This is a genomic window from Halobacillus sp. A1, from assembly GCF_024189295.1.
Classification (GTDB): Bacteria; Bacillota; Bacilli; order Bacillales; family Halobacillaceae; genus Halobacillus_A.
Map to the genome: position 1 here is coordinate 74,003 of NZ_JAIZEN010000001.1, position 17,475 is coordinate 91,477.

A 17,475-nucleotide genomic window follows, 5' to 3' on the forward strand; every position below is an offset into this window, starting at 1 on the left:
TGATGAAAAAAGCGTTTTAAGAGGAGGGTTATCGGTGGATAATTTTATTAATGGAAAACCTTATAGCACTGAGAATTTTTTTGATGTAACCAACCCTATTAACCAGGAGCGGATTGATTCTGTTCCTGATGCCGGAGAAAAGGATGCACAATTCGCAATAGACGCTGCTTATGAAGCATTTCAGGATTGGAAGGAAACCACTGCAGATGAGCGGGCGGAATTTTTGTGGAGATGGTACGAATTGATTGATAAACATAAGGAAGAATTGGCGGAAACCATGACTAAAGAACAGGGAAAACCATTAAAAGAAGCGTTAGGGGAAATCAATTACGCCAATAATTATATATCTTGGTACGCAGAGGAAGCGAAGCGGATTTATGGGGAAACTATTCCGGCATCGAAGCGCAATAAACGAATTATCGTCCAAAAACAGCCGGTCGGTGTAATGGCAGCAATTACCCCGTGGAACTTTCCGGCTGCAATGATCACAAGGAAAGTTGCACCAGCTATTGCTGCAGGTTGTACGGTGTTGATTAAACCTGCAAGTCAGACTCCATTAACTGCGATTCGATTAGTTGGACTGGCACACGAAGCAGGCGCACCGGCTGGGCTGATCAATATCATAACTGGAAGCGCAAGAGTAATCAGTGAAGTATGGCTTTCTGATTCCCGAGTTCGTAAGCTTTCTTTCACAGGTTCTACTGAGGTCGGAAAAGTTTTAATGAAAAAGTCTGCGGATACAATGAAACGCATTTCCCTCGAGCTTGGTGGACAGGCGCCTTTTATTGTCATGAAGGATGCGGATTTGGATAAAGCAGTGGCAGGTACGATAGCTTCAAAATTCCGAAACGCGGGGCAGACGTGTATCTGTTCGAACCGTTTCTATGTCCATGAGGATGTTCTTGAGGCTTTTACTGATAAATTGAAGCCAGCTGTAGAGCAGTTGAAGGTTGGTGACGGTCTCCAGGAAAATACGGATATTGGACCACTAATTGATCAGGATGGCTATGAAAAAGTGACCCAACATATTGAGGATGCTGTCAAAAAAGGCGCGGAAGTTGTCGTTGGCGGCAGGGGATTTGAAGAGAACAGCGGCTATTTCATCGAACCTACTGTTATAACAAATGCTGAAGATACAATGCTCTGTATGAACGAAGAAACTTTTGGTCCTGTGGTCCCTATCAGTCCATTTCGTGATGAAAACGTTGCTGTCAAGCGTGCCAATGATACACCATTTGGCCTGGCAGCCTACCTGTTCACTGAAAATCTCAGCAAAGCACTAACCCTTTCTGAAAAACTAGATTATGGAATCGTCGGCTTGAATGATGGCGCGCCCTCTGCTGCCCAGGCCCCATTCGGTGGGTTTAAGGAAAGCGGTATGGGAAGAGAAGGCGGGCATCACGGCATTGAGGAGTATCTAGAAACGAAATATATATCGATTGGATTGTAAGGAAAGAGCAATCCAAAAAATTTGAGTGAGGTGACTGATATTGTCTGATTTGAAAACACGTTACAGTTACGGTGGCGATGAATTTATATTCGTTGAGCTTAGTGAAGACATGAGTTTAGAGGTCAATTTTCAAGCGATGGCAATAACGAAAAAGCTTAGAGAGAAAAACATGCCGGGGATTCTAGATATCTGTCCTTCCAATGCATCCTATATGGTTCGTTTTAACCCAGACCAGATTCACCCGGATGAGCTTATTGATGAATTAAAGAAGCTCGAAAGTTCTGTAGAGAATCTAGATGATGTTGTGATTAATTCTCGACTAGTTGATGTTCCGGTGCTATTCGAGGACCCCTGGACCCATGAAGCGGTTATGCAGTTCCGAGACCGACATCAGGATCCAGAATCCACTGATATCGAGTATGCTGCACGTATTAATGGCTATGAATCAAAGGAAGACTTTATCAAAGCGATAACAGGTTCTCCTTTTTTGGTCTCTATGATAGGTTTTGTCCCGGGACTCCCGTTTTGTTTTCAGGTCGTGCCGCGGGAAGAGCAGATAGAAGTACCGAAATATGTCCGCCCGCGTACGTTTACCCCGGAACGATGCTTTGGTTTCGGCGGAGGTTTTTCAGTAATTTATCCAGTGCAAGGTGCTGGAGGTTATCAGATGTTCGGGATTGCGGCAACTCCTGTGTTCGACAAAGAACAGAAGCTTCCTGACTTCCAGGACTCCATTGTATTCCCTCGCCAGGGAGACATTTTCCGTTACCGAGATGTAACACGTGAAGAATATGATGCAGTCCGTGCAGAAGTAGAAGCTGGCACGTTTGAATATCGAAAAAAAGACTTCACATTCCGTCCTGACGATGTACTGAAAGATCCACGTGCATTTTCTGATATGGTTTTGGGGAGGTTATACAATGATTAAAGTATTAAAACCTGGTTTACAGACAACGGTACAAGACGATGGAAGAGTCGGTTTTTATGAAACTGGCATGCCGCCTTCAGGAGCAGTCGATCAGTATTCCTATGCAGTTGCTAACCTTTTGGCTGGAAACAAGAAGGGTGCGGCTGTCCTCGAAATTACGTATATGGGTCCGGAGCTCGAATTCCAACAGGATGCCACAATTGCAATAACAGGAGGGAATATACCTCCGAAAATCAATGGCGAAGCTGTCCCAATGTGGGAGACGGTGAAAATCAATCGAGGGGATGTGCTTTCCTTTGATTTTGTAAAACAAGGGGCAAGGTCATATCTTGCTATTGCTGGAGGAATCGATGTCCCGGTCATTATGGATTCGAGATCTACCTACACGTTATGTGGCATTGGCGGCTTTAATGGCCGCGCGCTACAGGAGGGAGATGCACTCTCTATTGGGGACGTTCAGGAAACTGATGTTAAGGAAGGGACCCGGTTAACAGAGGAATACGTCCCTGAGTTTTCTACCAGTCATGAAATACGGGTCATAATCGGGTTATGCAGCTACCGACTGACCGAAGAAAGCAAGCAGCGCTTTCTAGAACTTGAATGGACAGTAACTCCCGAAGCGAACCGGGTTGGTTACCGCTTAAAAGGGGAGCGGCTCGATTTTGTACCCCGTGAGCAGCCATTCGGGGCTGGAAGCAACCCTTCAAATGTCGTCGACCTTGGCTATCCGATTGGATCGATTCAGATTCCTGATGGGGTCGAGCCGATCGCCTTGTTGAATGATGCAGTTACAGGTGGAGGATATGCGACAGTTGCTACTATCATCAGTACTGACTTAAATCGAATCGGACAGGCGAAAACTAATGAAAAGGTTAAATTTGTTTCCGTATCACTTGAAGAAGCATTGAAAGCTCGTCAGGAGACCAATCGTAAGCTGGAAGAAATCAAAAATATTATCCAATCAAGCTAACTAAAGGAGAGAATTGTTATGAAAGAAATCGCTTCCCCATTACCAGGAGTTTTTTATAGAAGACCAGATCCGGAGAAACCGGTGTACGTGGAAGAAGGTCATGAGGTCAAAGCTGGAGATACGATTGGACTTATCGAAGTCATGAAAAGTTTTCAGGAAGTTAAAGCGGAAGATGACGGAGTTATAAAAAGCATCAAAGTTGAAGATGGAGCAGTTGTCGAAGCAGGACAAGTTGTTGCCGAGCTAGAATAAAAGCTAGGGGAGTGGAGATATGACATATTTCAAAAAGATTCTGATTGCTAATCGAGGGGAAATTGCGCGCCGCATTATCCGGACCTGCAATAGTTTGGGGATTGAAACTGTTGCTATTTACTCGGATGCTGATGCCGATACACCATATGTCACAGAGGCCAGCGAGGCCCATCATGTCGGAGCATCCCAGGCTAATCAAAGCTATCTCAACATCGATAAAATTATACAGGTTGCCAAAGAAACAGGAGCAGAAGCAGTCCATCCTGGTTACGGATTCTTATCGGAGAACACAAAGTTTACGAAACACTGCGAGGAAGCAGGAATACTTTTTATTGGCCCAGATTCTGAAAAGATTCAACTAATGGGGGATAAAATCGAAGCACGGCGTCACATGGAAAAAGCTGGAGTTCCTGTAGTGCCAGGATGGGACGGCAAGCTAGAATCTGTTGAGCACGCACTTGAAGTTGCGGAAGATCTTGGGTATCCACTGATGCTGAAGGCGAGTGCCGGAGGTGGAGGCATAGGGATGCATGTCGTCCGTAATGAAGAAGAGCTGACAAAAAGTTTCTCTTCCGCCAAGCAGACTGCAGGTGCATCATTCGGGGATGACACGGTGTTTTTAGAACGGTTCATCGAACATGCCCGTCATATCGAAGTACAGGTAGCAGCTGATAATCATGGCAACACGGTTCATCTTTTCGAACGGGAATGCTCAATCCAGCGCCGCAACCAAAAGGTCATCGAGGAAAGTCCTTCTCCATTTTTGGATGAAGCATTGCGTAAGAAATTGTGTGAAACGGCCGTCAAAGGTGTAAAGGAAATTGGGTACACAAATGTAGGAACAATGGAATTCATCTTTGATGATGAGTCCGGACATTTCTATTTCCTGGAGATGAACACAAGGCTTCAGGTAGAACATCCGGTTACCGAAGAAATCACGGGTCTCGACCTTGTTGAACTTCAGTTGAAAATCGCAGCGGGGCAGGAGATTGGTCTAACCCAGGAAGATATTACGAATAACGGCTATGCTATAGAAGCCCGTCTCTATGCTGAAGATCCTGAGACCTATTTCCCATCCCCTGGCAAGCTGACCACGTTAAAGCTGCCAGAAAATACCGGGAGATTTGACTTTGCTTATGAAGAAGGAAACACGGTCTCTCCTTTCTACGATCCTATGGTGGGCAAAATCATCGTCCATGGAAAGAACCGGAAAGAGGCTCTGGATGAACTAGATATCATCGTAGATCGAATTGAAGTGGAAGGTATTACTACTAATCTATCATTAATAAAACAGCTCGTTAATGAAAATGACTTCCGAGATGGCAGATATACGACCAACTACTTGCAAACAAGAAAAGCAGGGGAGGGGACGACAAAATGAAGGTAGATTTGAATTGTGATATGGGCGAAAGTTTTGGCATGTACCAGCTTGGCAGCGATGAAGAAATGATGCAATATATCACCTCGGCCAATATCGCATGCGGATACCATGCTGGTGATCCAAGCACGATGAGAAGGACCGTTGAGCTGGCGAAAGAGTACGAGGTCCAGATCGGTGCCCATCCAGCTTTTCCTGATTTGATGGGGTTTGGCCGCAGACACATGAACTGCACACCAGCTGAAATAAAAGACTACGTCAATTATCAATTAGGCGCATTACGGGAATTCGCACGCCGATATGATCTGCCGATCGCCCACTGCAAGCCGCACGGTGCAATGTATATGATGGCAATGGAAGAGGAAAAAGTGGCCAGAGCAATTCTAGAAGCGATAGCAGTAGTTGACGATAACATTATCGTATTCGCCATGAACAACTCAGCAGTGGTAGAACTCGGAGAAAAGATGGGCGTCCGCGTCGCGAAAGAAACCTATTCCGACCGGGAGCATACCGAGACTGGATCAATTATCATGACCAGGAAAGGCTCTGCCATTGATGACTACGAAACCATGGCCACCCGCGTAGTGCGAATGGTGAAAGAAGGAAAAGTTACTGCCCACACCGGCAATGATGCCGATGTTGCTGCAGAAACCGTCTGTATACACGGTGATACCCCAGGAGCAGTAAAGTTAGCGAAAACCATCCATGAATCATTGATAAACAATGACATCGAAGTCACGCCTATTCAAAATATCTTGAAATAGAGAGTACCCCGGTAAAAACCGGGGTACTCTCTATTTCAGTTAATCTATTCACTTTAACTATTCGTTTCATCATTAACATGATATTGTACTTTAGGCACTACCAGAGGATAGTGGGAAGCAGGGTCTTATATTACAGTACAACAAAGAATGAATAAGGTTAATTAGGTCTATATAATGATCAATTCTTCATATTTTCACATAAAATTGAACACATGGGTACATTAATGTAGCAGAGGGTTACTTATAGGGGTGAGGTATAGCCTGACCATTCTATAACGTAATCCAAAGGAGGAGCTTAAATCCATTTTTTTCAAACACCAACGCGTATGCAGGAAAAAACCAATTAGATGCAGCTACAGATCTAATTGGTTTCCAGCATTGAAATATTGTGTGAGAAGTGTAAGTAGTCACTAAATAAATCAGGTCGTTCTTCGTTCGACAAGGTTGATACCTATCCCCATAGCGACCACTCCGATAAGGACCATCAATATCAGAGGCTGGGTAATATCCTGCCAAGCAGCATCATACATAACAACATTAATAATGGCATCCATTGCATGGGAAACCGGAAAGAGGTCTCCGATGAACGTCAGCACAGGATTGGTGATCGTACCCGGCATCATATAAACCCCGCTGATTAAAGGAATAATCGGCATAACCGATGGGTACAGTGCGTAAAACTGTTCTGGTTTCTTCACAAGGCCGGTCAATAGTGTAGCGATACTCACCATGCTGAAAGTGAAAAACGCAAGAATGATGAGCAATAGATCCAGCCGCTCCCCGATGTCATAGTTTAATACATATTTAAAAATAAGGATGACGGTCAGCATTTGCACAAATCCAATAAAGCAGGCGTAGGCAATGTAAGCTGTATACATCCCTGTTTTTGAGACGGGTGATAAGATCAACCGGTCCCATAAGCCATACACTTTGTCTTTTAAAATATTGTTGACTCGAAACCCGATGATGAACATGGCTACAAGCAGGGTGAAAGCGAACATTAATTGGGTTCCCATATCGTAACTTGAAAGTTCTTCACCCGTAATCGAGGTGACCTCCATGTCCAATGGTGGATGATTCAGGGTCGTTTCAATTTCTGTCCTTAAGCCTTCAATGTCATTTGATTGTTCTACAGCTGACTGGATAAGTGCTTCTTTTTCGAACACTGTTCTTACGTGCTGGTCGACGTAGTCGACTGTAGGTAAATTAGAGGTTGTAATCAGTTTATAATCTTCTTCCAATAATTTCACTGCTACATCCGACTGCCCTTGCTGGACGTTCTCTCTAGCTTCTGCGGAGTCCGTGACAACGAAACGCATGTCACTTCCTTCATTTAAAAGGGACTCCCATTTATCCTCAATAGCTTGGTCGTTTTCTTCTTCACTGAAAATAGATATAGTTGTCGGCGTCTCAGTTCCACCTGTGAATAGGATCGTCCCCCCAATACTGGCTGCGATGAATATAATAAGTATTAATGGGTTGCGGCGGTCTTTCGCCAATTGAGCCAAAAACACTGGAATCATGAGATTTCCCCCTTTTTAGGGTGCAAAATAATACTCACAAAGATAAGGATCAATGTAAAGCCAATTAAAGCAATAGATGGCATCCACAGTGTGGACAGGTCTTCGAATTGGAACCATTCTATTAATACAGCCAGCGTCAGGCCGTTTGGTGTGAATTCTCCGATCTGTTGGAGCCAGTCCGGCAGCACATAGATGGGAATGAAACTTCCTCCAATGGTACCGAAAAGCATAATGATCGACATGAAAATACCGTCGGCCGCTTCCGGATTTTTTAGTCGCAGGGAAATCGATGTCATAATGGATGACATCCCTGCAACAGCAAAGCAGAAAACAGATGACACAAAGACCATCCCTATCCAAAATGTGAACGATCGATCGGAAAAAGTACCTAAAATCAAATGTGACCCGATAAAAATCAATAGGATTTGGAGCCAGGCGAGGATAAAGGTTGCACATGTTTTACCGAATAAGAAGTGAAGGGCGGGTGTATTCGTTAGAGTGATCCGGTTAAACGTATGCTCACGTTTTTCGACACCTGTTCTACTAGCGACTGTACTGGCCATAAACAACACAAACAAAACTCCCATTGATAACGTGAAATATTGATCGATGTTAAGCGAAAAAGACTGATCGTCTGCCAAGGTTTCTGTCCCGCCCTCAGGCAGCTGAACTTGATTCATATCAACTTCACCCCCTGAGGTAGATACAGCGTATTGAAGGTTCATTTGATCGAGGAAGCCTTGGATGACATCATGGACCATATCGACTTCCACTGCTGTTTCCTCAGCGGAAAATTTTAGAGCAGGTTCTGTTCCCTGGTCGAGGTAGATGTTACTTAATAATTGCGATGTATATCCTTCAGGAATGACGAGCATAGCATGATGATCACCCTTTTCTACACTTTCTGCTGCTTCGCTTTCTGACATGGTGTTTACAGTGATCCAATCTTCTAACTCAGGACTATTAAGAAATTGCATCAGCGATTCCACAGGCGGCGCTTTTTCAACGCCGGCTATCACGTTTTGTTTCATGGCATTAGCTATTTGCTCCGATTGGCTGACTGAAGCTTTAAATTCTTCGATTGCTTCGCTTTGGTCATCTTCTACCACTACACTTAATGATAAGTCGTAGTTCTCACTCTGGTTTTCTTCAAATATCCCTGACATGGAAATACTTAAAACAACAACTATTACAAGCGGTAAGATGATTACGGTGACAACTTCTTTGCGGTCACGCCAAAATAACAGTAAATCTTTAATTAAAAATGTCAGCATCCAGGCACCTCCTAATCTCTAAGTGTTCGACCCGTTAAATGGAGGAAAACATCTTCCAGGCTTGGATTTTCCATTTGGAAGTTCATAATTTTAATGTTTTGTTGGTCAGCGAGTTTGACAAGATTGCTTATGATATTCGAAGATTTTTTGGCAATGATTTTGATGCTGTCTCCCGTTTCTTCAACGTGACGTACAACGTCGATTTCCAGTATTGCTTTGACGAGCTCATTGCTCATTTGGTTCAGCTGGACTTTCATCGTATCTTCATTAGAAAGGATGCTTAACAGCTCTGATTGACTGCCGGAAGCGATCACTTTCCCATGATCCATAATGTACACTCGGTCGCAAAGTTGTTCGACTTCCTCCATATAATGACTCGTGTAAAGCACTGTTGTTCCTTCTTGCTCGTTTAATTTGCGGATCATTTCTAAAATATAGTTGCGTGACTGCGGATCGATTCCGACGGTCGGCTCATCGAGAATTAAAATTTTTGGGTGGTGCAGCAGGGCTGAAGCAATATTGATACGGCGTTTCATCCCGCCCGAAAATGTTTTAATTAAATCCTTTTGCCGATCTTTCAGACCAACCAATTCAAGCGTTGTTTGAATGCGCGATTCCAGTTGACTCTTTGGAACACGGTAAATACGTCCAAAAAACTTCAAATTTTCATAAGCCGTAAGCTCCTGATATAGAGCAATCTCCTGTGGTACTACACCGAGTACTTTTCTTATGTCACCTGGATTCTTAATAACACTCTCTCCGTCTAATTTCACATCACCGGTTGTTGGCTTTAATAAGGATGAAATAATCGATATCGTTGTTGATTTCCCTGCCCCGTTGGGACCGAGTAAACCAACAGATTCCCCCTTATCCAAATAAAGATCAACACCTTCTACAACAGTTTTTTCTTTAAATCTTTTACTTAATTGAATAGTTTCTATCATGTTTGAACCTCCCTGACGATTTGTTGATTTCCGTAAAAACTATTGGGTGGAGAAGGGCGTACGGGTAATTTAAAGATTTCTGTAGGATTGATTGAGAGCAACTGAAGATTTTATAAGAACTAATTCTAAGATAAATGAAAAAAACTAGAGCCGATACTGACTCTAGTCATTTAATCACAGAAAACCGTGACTTCCGTCATTTTATTAACTACACCAAATGGTGACGTATGGCATAGATAGCTAATTGGGTGCGGTCACGTAAATCAAGCTTATCGAGGATGTGGCTCGTATTATTCTTTACCGTTCCGACAGAGAGGCCAAGTCGATTAGCAATCTCCTGGTTACTTAGTCCTTCACCAATACATTTTAATATGGCCCGTTCTCGTGGAGTTAAGCTTTCATCCACTCTTTTTATCGGTGATTGCTGATTTAACAAAGCCGGCATAACTTTAGCTGCTACCTGGTCTTCAATGGTTAAACCGCCTGATAATGCACTTTTAATGGAGCGGATCAGTGATTCTGTATTCCCGTTTTTTAACATATAACCGTTGACCCCGAGTTTGAGTGAATCCATTACATATTGATCATCGTCAAACGTAGTCAGCATTAATATTTTTATTAAAGGCCAGCGTTCTCTTATAATTCTCGCTGTTTCAATGCCGTCCATGACAGGCATGCGGATATCTAGAACCGCAATGTCAAATCCCTGTTTTTCACAAAGATCAACAGCGGATTTGCCGTCATCTGCTTCACCCGTTACTTTTATTTCTGGATCAGATTCAATCATTACTTTTAAACCTTGTCGAACCATAATTTGGTCTTCAGCTAGAAGCACTCGAATCATGAAGATCTCCCCGTCCTTTCAATTTTACCCATCCTCGTAAAATAAATTCTTTTTCATTACTTTGAGCTTCCAGACCTCCGCCTAACTTTTCCAATCGCTCGCGCATCGAACTAAGTCCATAATCCTCTTTGAAAGGTGAGGGTTGTTTAATCGGATTTATAATTTCAAATCTAAAAATGCTCCCCCCGGGCGCCTCAAATGTAATTTGAGCTTCTCTCGTATGACTATGCTTCATGATATTCGTTAATCCTTCTTGAACGGCACGATAAATGGCGAAGGATTGTTCACCAGTGAGGGGAGCAGCAAAAGCACCATGATGAACAGAGAAGTGAATGCGGATAAAGCTCTCTAACTCCAGCTTGCGAATCAGCCGCATGACCCCTTGTAAGCCACCGATTTCCTCCTGCTTAAATGTTTTTACTGCTCGACGAGTTTCTTCCAGACTTTCGTCAGCCAACTGTTTCAAACGTTTCACGTGCGGATTATCTTTTGTATCAGATTGGATTCTGTAGGCTTCTAGCTGCATGATGAGTGAAGTTAATTTATGGCCGACAGAATCATGTATTTCCTTACCAATCATCTGCCGTTCTTCCTGCCGAGCGCTTTCCTCATCCTGAGCCAAACGCCTTTTCAGCATGCGAAACTCTTTATGTAAGTGGTCATATTTAGATGTAAGCTTCTGGTGTTGGCTATCTTTTATTTTATAATATATAAGCCCTGGGCCGAGTAACAGTAAAAACATACCTATAAATAATTCGGTCTTCATCGATACATTTCCGAAAACTAAGAAACTCATGATGGATAGAAGGCTGAAAACATACGGAATGATCATATATTTGAGAGGCAGCCGTTCAGCAGCTTCCGCCATAAGAAGCATATAGATGAGGATAACAAGAAGATTGAATTCATAGGTGTCATTAGGGAAAAAAACTAAAGAAACTATGACCGCGTTGAAACAAAATAAGAGAGTTAAATACCAGATTCTTTTGTGGAAAAGCGGCGTTATAAAAAATAATAAAAAGTATACCGCCACACCTAATAACCTCCATATATGAAGGTCGACATCGTTGAACAAAGGGTAAATTATGGCTGCCCAGACCAATAAGTGTAACGTCAACCATATTAAAAACGGTTTCATTGGTATCACCTTATTTCATCTTAGATCATTAAGAGTACGATAAACTCAATCCAAGCAACTTACGTCAAGTGTTGCCTTAATTTCATTCACACAAACAACCACTTGGCTGCGGGTAAGTATGATAATCGTATCTTATCACATTTCACTTGGCAAAAAGTCCTTTGGCTGGGAGTACAGTTAGAGGCTGTCGGATTTTTTCAAGATACGTAGGGAGTTTATCCATTTGTGAACATTTTTTTGATTTTTATGAATAATAAAGAAATAAAAGTAAAAATGTGGTAAAATTATTCCTGTGTTCTATTTATTCTTTAAGGATAAAAGGTTGTTGTCGTTAGTATTTTATCAAATTAGAAAAGGTTGATGAAAAAGTGACAATACACGTGAAAGAAGCTTCAATTTTCGACCACACGGGAAACAAGATTATGACCGAAGACCGTGAAATAGCGATGATCGCAAAAATGGAAGAACCTAAAATCGCTATCCTGGGAAACGTAGTGAGTGAGGCGGAATGTGAGGAGATCATTCGTATTTCCAAAGACCGGATGAACCGATCAAAAATTGGATCGACACACGAAGTGAGCGACATTCGGACAAGCAGCAGTACTTTTCTTCCCGAGGACGATGTCACGACCAGGATTGAGAAAAGACTGGCGCATATTATGAACGTACCCGTAGAACATGGAGAAGGACTTCACATATTGAATTATAAACAAGGCCAGGAGTACAAAGCGCATTACGACTACTTCAGGTCAAAGGCCAAAGCAACGAACAACCCAAGAATTAGTACGCTCGTCTTATACTTGAATGATGTGGAAGAGGGAGGGGAAACGTATTTTCCACAAATGAATCTTTCTGTTTCCCCTCAACAAGGCATGGCGGTTTATTTTGAATATTTTTATTCGGATCCTGTACTCAATGAAAGAACGCTTCACGGGGGATCACCTGTCACAGCGGGAGAGAAGTGGGCAGCTACAATGTGGGTACGGAGAAAACAGTATACGAAGTAATGAGTTGTCCATAAACATGGACAAAGTGGCAGTGTGATAAACAGGCTTAAGTTCTGACCATCGTTGCAAATTATCTAATAAAGGAGGTCAACCCAGTCGTTGGGGTTGGCCCTCTTTATTTATAATGATGTTTCAGGATTGTTGAGGAGATCGTTACGAGATAACCAGGGTTGGCTGTCGTTTGAAGTGGATTGGCCTGTAAAATGCTTGCTTTCCTGCGGGGGGCCTTCAAACTTTATTCTTAATTACGGAAGCCACCTAAACTCGAAACGGAGTCCTCAACACATAACACTCGGTACATTTTGAAATAGATCATCAATAGATTATAAAACTAAGCGATTAAAGAAACCTGAAGATCCAGCAGGTTTCTTTTTTTGTTTCCAGTCGTTCTTATCTCGGGATATCTATTAATTCTCTATGAAAAATAATATTACGCTGATAGTTATGCTCAATTTGTCCAATCAGTCGTTAAATCTATGAATATTCTAATAGAAACAAGAAAGGAGGTGTTCTTTTGCGTAAAAACTACAATGTCAGCCGAAATAATGACACTGAGAAGGCGAATAAACTAAAGCTGGAAGAGACGATTAAAAGGGTTGAAGATAAGCTTAATCAAACTAGTAACACAAGATCACACCAACAGCTTACAGATTTATTGACTGATCTTCAGCAAATACAACAAGCTAACTGCCTTTCCATTCTATTCGATCAATGTACGATAGAGTTTCCTGCTAATTCAGTTCAAACTGGTCTAGTAGAGCCTCCGTTTTTTGTAAATGTTCTCAGTGATCCATTTTTCCTTGACTGCTGTATCACTCCAGTTCAAGTCTCTGCTTCTACCCCATGTGGTAATGTAGGGGGAGTAACAGTGAATGAAGTGAAGGCTGTAGGGTATATCAACTATTATTTTAACCTTGAATTCAGCACGTTCTTTAATGAAGGAGAGAGCAACTGCGCTTTGGTCAACACTTTACCGTTCTCATGTACGGGAACAACGTGTGCCGATCAAGTGATATGTTATGCTTCGTTGGAAGATTCCGATCCATGTCCCGATTTCTGCAACTTTGGTGTACAGTCTGTTGCTGTCTTAGTGTCTGACTATCGGGCAGGTAACAAGGCTACTCTCACTTTTGATGTTCTTCATTTACTTCCGGAATGTAATAGCCAGAATGGATAAAAATAAGGAACTGTTTTTCTGTGACTGCACGTTTTAAAGGGAAACTACCATAACAAAGAGATCAAAAAATTAATTTGATCTCATATGATACAACCCCAGGTAACCTGAAAAAAAGTGGTTCTGGGGTTTTATCAATCATTTAAGTCTAAATCATTAGAAACCACTTTTCATATAATGTCCTCTTCCCATATAAAAATGGTAAACTACCATTAGGAAAACATAGGAGGAAGGTACAATGACGAGAAAGCTTTACTACGCAGACCCTTATAGGATGGAGTTCGACTCCAAGGTTATAAGAGTAGACCAAGATGTGCGCGGTCTTTATACAGTTTTAGAAGAAACAGCTTTTTATCCTAACGGTGGCGGCCAGCCTCATGATAAAGGAACATTAAATGGCATCGAAGTGGCAGATGTAGAAGAAGTAGAGGATGAGGTGCGCCATTACATAAAAGAAGAGTTTCCTGAAGGTACTGAAGAAGTGCACGGAATTATTGATAGAGAGCGACGGATTGACCATATGCAGCAGCATTGTGGACAGCATATCATTTCGGCCGTTTTCGACGATCAGTTCCAAATTCCAACGACAAGCTTTCATTTAGGAAAAGATACGGTGACGATAGATTTGGATACGGAACATCTCTCCGACGAACGTTTGCATGAAGCTGAAGAGCAGGTGAATCAAGTTATATATGATAATTTTCCTGTAGAAACAAAGTGGTTGCCTGCGAAAGAGGCGAAAGAGTATCCGCTTCGTAAACCACTCGCCGTCGAAGGTGACGTCCGCCTTGTCATTATTCCGGGCATTGATTACAACGGTTGCGGAGGGACCCACCCCAGGTCTACGGGCGAAGTCATGGCTGCAAAATTTCTAGGATGGACAAAAAGTAAGAAGCAGGTACGTCTGGAGTTTGTCTGCGGTTATCGGGTACTGTCTAAGCTCGACCGAAAGCACCGGGTATTAACTGAAATGAAGCAGGTTGTTCCAAGGCCGGAGCAGCAGCTTGTTCAAGAAGTCAGCGAGATGATCCAATCAAGCAAGGAGAAAGATAAGAAGATTGCTGAGCTTGAAGAACAATTACTCCAGCATGAAGCGCGTACTATTATTTCTGAGGCACAGGGAGATCAAGTGATTCAACGAGTTTTTCATGACCGGCCGATCAAAGCTCTCCAGTCTCTAGGAAAAGCGATCACCGAACAAATGCCTGATGTTTATCTTATCCTTGTCAGTGAGCAGGAGGACCAGCTTCAGTTTGTACTGGCTCGTGGTGCTGAGATCGATCGAAACATGAATGATATCGCCAAACAAACGATGCCTCTTATTGAAGGAAAGGGCGGGGGTAAACCGGTTTTTGTCCAAGGAGGCGGCAGAAAGATAATAGACGGAGCTGCTTTCGCTAATCGAGTGAAGGATCTATTATAATGATAGAGTAGTATGTTTCCCCTTTTCGATATTCGAAAAGGGACAGGTGCTGAATGGATAGTGAAACGAATTTATTAATTCCTGTTAAGCGTGTTTAAATCTATACTGGAAGCTTCTATTAGTAAGCTTCCTTCTCCTAATCTCCATCCCCATTTAATCCCTTGCTTTCCATTTCATCTCATAGTAATGTTGTGGTTCGTTGAAAGGAGTGGATCGACCATGACGAAAGTGGTCATCTTAGCCGAAAAACCATCTCAGGCCAAAGCTTATGCAGAGGCTTTTAAGATACAGGAAAAAACGAAAACTTATATACAATTAAAGCCGGATGACACATTTCCAAATGGAGCGACGATCACCTGGGGCGTCGGCCATCTGGTGGAGTTAAAAGAACCTCATGACTATAAACCGGAGTGGAAGAGGTGGAAGCTTGATCAGCTGCCGATTGTTCCTGACCGTTTCCTTGAAAAAGTTTCCAAAGGCAAATGGGAGCAGTTCCAAGCGGTCAAGAAGCTGTTCCAGCAAGCGGATGTACTCGTAAATGCGGCCGATGTTGATCGTGAAGGCTCGAATATTTTTTACAGCATCCTCCGTTTAACAGGCGTGAAGGGAAAACCGATCCAACGGTTGTGGATCAACTCACTCGAGAAGGATGAAGTTCGTAAAGGGTTTAATAATTTACAAAACAACGACAAGGACTTGCGATTATTTGATGAAGCGAAAGCCCGTCAAATCAGTGATTGGATGGTAGGGATCAATGCGAGCCGCCTGTTCACTCTGCTCCTGCAGAAAAAAGGGTACTCCAATTACTTATCGATAGGACGTGTCCAGTCCCCTACGGTTTACTTGATCTACCAACGGCATAAAGAAATTGAAAACTTTGTATCAGAGCCTTTTTATCAAATTGAGGGCTTGTTTCAATCTGAAAAAGGTTCCTACAAAGGTCTGGCAAAGATTAAGGAAAAGGATAAAGCGAAGGTGCAGAGGCTTATGGACGAACACGGACTGAAGGAAAACGAAGCGGCCCAGGGGACAGTCCAAAGCCTGGACAAAAAGACAAAGCACCAGAAATCACCGAAACTGCATTCCCTGTCCACCCTACAAAGTGTGGCGAACAGGCGGTGGAAATATACACCGTCGCAAGTACTGAAGACCATGCAGAAACTCTATGAAAAACGTCTGGTCTCGTATCCGAGAACAGACTGTAATTTTATAACCGAAAACGAATTTGCTTATTTAGTGAAAAACCTGAATTCTTACCAGGAAACGTTAAACGTCTCTTTCAAAGCCGCTTCCTTAAGGCCGAATAAACGGTATGTGGACAGTAGTAAAGTTCAGGAACACTATGCCATCATTCCAACCAAAACAGTTCCCACCGAGAAGAAGCTGAGCGGACTAAGCCGCGAGGAACGTAATATTTACAATGAAGTGATGGCTACGACACTTGCCATGTTCCATACGGACTACGTGTACGAAGAGACGGTGATCTTTACAAATGTTCGCGATTTACCATTTAAATCTACGGGCAGAAGAGAAGTGAAAAAAGGCTGGAAAGAGCTGTTTCCAAAGCCCACTAAATCCAATCAAGAAAAAGAGCCCGACCTTCCGGATGTCCATAAAGGGGAAGAAGTAGGCGCGCGTCTTCAAATTAAAGAAAGCATGACGCAGCCGCCGAAGCCTTATACCGAAGGACAGCTGATCAACATGATGAAAACGTGCGGAAAGCTAATGGAAAATGAAGAAGATGTGGAAATTTTAAAGGAAGTCGAAGGGCTTGGAACAGAAGCCACCCGCTCCAGTATCATTGAAACGATTAAAACTCAGAAATATATTGAAGTGAAGAAAAACAACGTATACGTCACCGAAAAAGGGGTCATGCTTTGCGAAGCGATCGAAGGAACCCTTTTATCCAGCCCTTCCATGACCGCAAAATGGGAGTCTTATCTGAAGAAAATAGGAAATGGTGAAGCGTCCAAGCAGATGTTCATCAAGCAGACCAGTCAGTTTATTGAAAAGCTGATTCAAGAAACGCCTGAAACGATTCAGCAGGTGAACATTCGCAGCACCGGAGAGAAAAAGAAATGGAACGAGCCGATCGCCAAATGCCCTGCCTGTTCTACGGGGTCTATTATGGATCGCTATAAATTTTACGCATGCTCCGCTTATAAAGAAGGGTGCAAAGTGACCTTCCCGAAAAGGCTGGCAGGTAAATCACTATCGCCGAATATGATCAAAACGTTGTGTGAGAAGAAGCGTACGAAGGTTTTGAAAGGATTTAAGGGGAAGAAACCGTTCAGTACAGCTTTAACGCTGGATGAAGATTATAAGATCAAGTTTGATTTCAAAGAGAAGGCTTGAAGAAATTCTACCTCCTGTCAGTATTAAAGAGCTGATGAGGAGGTACTCTAA

15 protein-coding genes are annotated in these 17,475 nt (G+C 42.8%); 10 read left to right on the forward strand and 5 right to left on the reverse strand.

Features of this window, described 5'->3' with window-relative positions:
• Positions 1-34: 34 nt before the first annotated feature.
• From LF817_RS00450 to LF817_RS00475, 6 genes are read left to right on the forward strand one after another with little or no spacing between them, the layout of a single operon-like run.
• Entirely contained in the window at positions 35-1,450 is a 1,416-nt protein-coding gene (locus LF817_RS00450) for an NAD-dependent succinate-semialdehyde dehydrogenase (RefSeq protein WP_253933787.1), read from the forward strand.
• A gap of 40 nt (positions 1,451-1,490) precedes the next feature.
• The gene (locus LF817_RS00455) at positions 1,491-2,378 is read left to right on the forward strand and encodes a 5-oxoprolinase subunit B family protein (RefSeq protein ID WP_253933788.1); all 888 of its coding nucleotides are present in this window, start codon (positions 1,491-1,493) and stop codon (positions 2,376-2,378) included.
• Positions 2,371-3,348 carry a 5-oxoprolinase subunit C family protein gene (locus LF817_RS00460; RefSeq protein ID WP_253933789.1) on the forward strand — a complete coding sequence of 326 codons (978 nt, stop codon included), beginning with the start codon at positions 2,371-2,373 and terminating at the stop codon, positions 3,346-3,348. Before LF817_RS00455 ends, LF817_RS00460 begins: the two co-directional genes overlap by 8 nt.
• 18 nt (positions 3,349-3,366) lie before the next feature.
• Positions 3,367-3,600 carry an acetyl-CoA carboxylase gene (locus tag LF817_RS00465; RefSeq protein WP_253933790.1) on the forward strand — a complete coding sequence of 78 codons (234 nt, stop codon included), beginning with the start codon at positions 3,367-3,369 and terminating at the stop codon, positions 3,598-3,600.
• A gap of 19 nt (positions 3,601-3,619) precedes the next feature.
• Positions 3,620-4,981, forward strand: coding sequence for an acetyl-CoA carboxylase biotin carboxylase subunit (locus tag LF817_RS00470; RefSeq protein ID WP_253933791.1), 1,362 nt, complete (start codon positions 3,620-3,622; stop codon positions 4,979-4,981).
• Positions 4,978-5,742: a LamB/YcsF family protein gene (locus LF817_RS00475; RefSeq protein WP_253933792.1), complete on the forward strand. Its 765-nt coding sequence runs from the start codon at positions 4,978-4,980 to the stop codon at positions 5,740-5,742. Before LF817_RS00470 ends, LF817_RS00475 begins: the two co-directional genes overlap by 4 nt.
• A 419-nt stretch (positions 5,743-6,161) precedes the next feature.
• On the opposite strand, the gene LF817_RS00480 is transcribed toward LF817_RS00475, so the two are convergent.
• The 5 genes from LF817_RS00480 to LF817_RS00500 all read right to left on the reverse strand — a co-directional run bounded on the left by LF817_RS00480 (position 6,162) and on the right by LF817_RS00500 (position 11,465).
• Entirely contained in the window at positions 6,162-7,265 is a 1,104-nt protein-coding gene (locus LF817_RS00480) for an ABC transporter permease (RefSeq protein ID WP_253933793.1), read from the reverse strand.
• Positions 7,262-8,539, reverse strand: a complete 1,278-nt coding sequence (locus LF817_RS00485) for an ABC transporter permease (RefSeq protein WP_253933794.1) — start codon at positions 8,537-8,539, stop codon at positions 7,262-7,264. Before LF817_RS00485 ends, LF817_RS00480 begins: the two co-directional genes overlap by 4 nt.
• Before the next feature lie 11 nt (positions 8,540-8,550).
• Positions 8,551-9,483: an ABC transporter ATP-binding protein gene (locus tag LF817_RS00490; RefSeq protein WP_253933795.1), complete on the reverse strand. Its 933-nt coding sequence runs from the start codon at positions 9,481-9,483 to the stop codon at positions 8,551-8,553.
• 208 nt (positions 9,484-9,691) lie between these two features.
• Complete coding sequence (locus LF817_RS00495; protein ID WP_253933796.1) at positions 9,692-10,327, reverse strand: response regulator; 636 nt, start codon at positions 10,325-10,327, stop codon at positions 9,692-9,694.
• Positions 10,305-11,465: a sensor histidine kinase gene (locus LF817_RS00500; protein WP_253933797.1), complete on the reverse strand. Its 1,161-nt coding sequence runs from the start codon at positions 11,463-11,465 to the stop codon at positions 10,305-10,307. Before LF817_RS00500 ends, LF817_RS00495 begins: the two co-directional genes overlap by 23 nt.
• A 422-nt stretch (positions 11,466-11,887) precedes the next feature.
• Here LF817_RS00500 and LF817_RS00505 point away from each other — a divergent pair, with 422 nt between their 5' ends.
• The 4 genes from LF817_RS00505 (at position 11,888) to LF817_RS00520 (ending at position 17,424) form a co-directional block, all read left to right on the forward strand.
• A complete protein-coding gene (locus tag LF817_RS00505) occupies positions 11,888-12,472 on the forward strand; it encodes a 2OG-Fe(II) oxygenase (RefSeq protein ID WP_253934263.1) in 585 nt (194 codons plus the stop codon).
• A gap of 514 nt (positions 12,473-12,986) precedes the next feature.
• Entirely contained in the window at positions 12,987-13,649 is a 663-nt protein-coding gene (locus tag LF817_RS00510) for a hypothetical protein (RefSeq protein WP_253933798.1), read from the forward strand.
• A gap of 235 nt (positions 13,650-13,884) precedes the next feature.
• The gene (locus tag LF817_RS00515; RefSeq protein ID WP_253933799.1) at positions 13,885-15,069 is read left to right on the forward strand and encodes an alanyl-tRNA editing protein; all 1,185 of its coding nucleotides are present in this window, start codon (positions 13,885-13,887) and stop codon (positions 15,067-15,069) included.
• A gap of 219 nt (positions 15,070-15,288) precedes the next feature.
• Positions 15,289-17,424 carry a type IA DNA topoisomerase gene (locus tag LF817_RS00520; protein WP_253933800.1) on the forward strand — a complete coding sequence of 712 codons (2,136 nt, stop codon included), beginning with the start codon at positions 15,289-15,291 and terminating at the stop codon, positions 17,422-17,424.
• Positions 17,425-17,475: the final 51 nt, after the last annotated feature.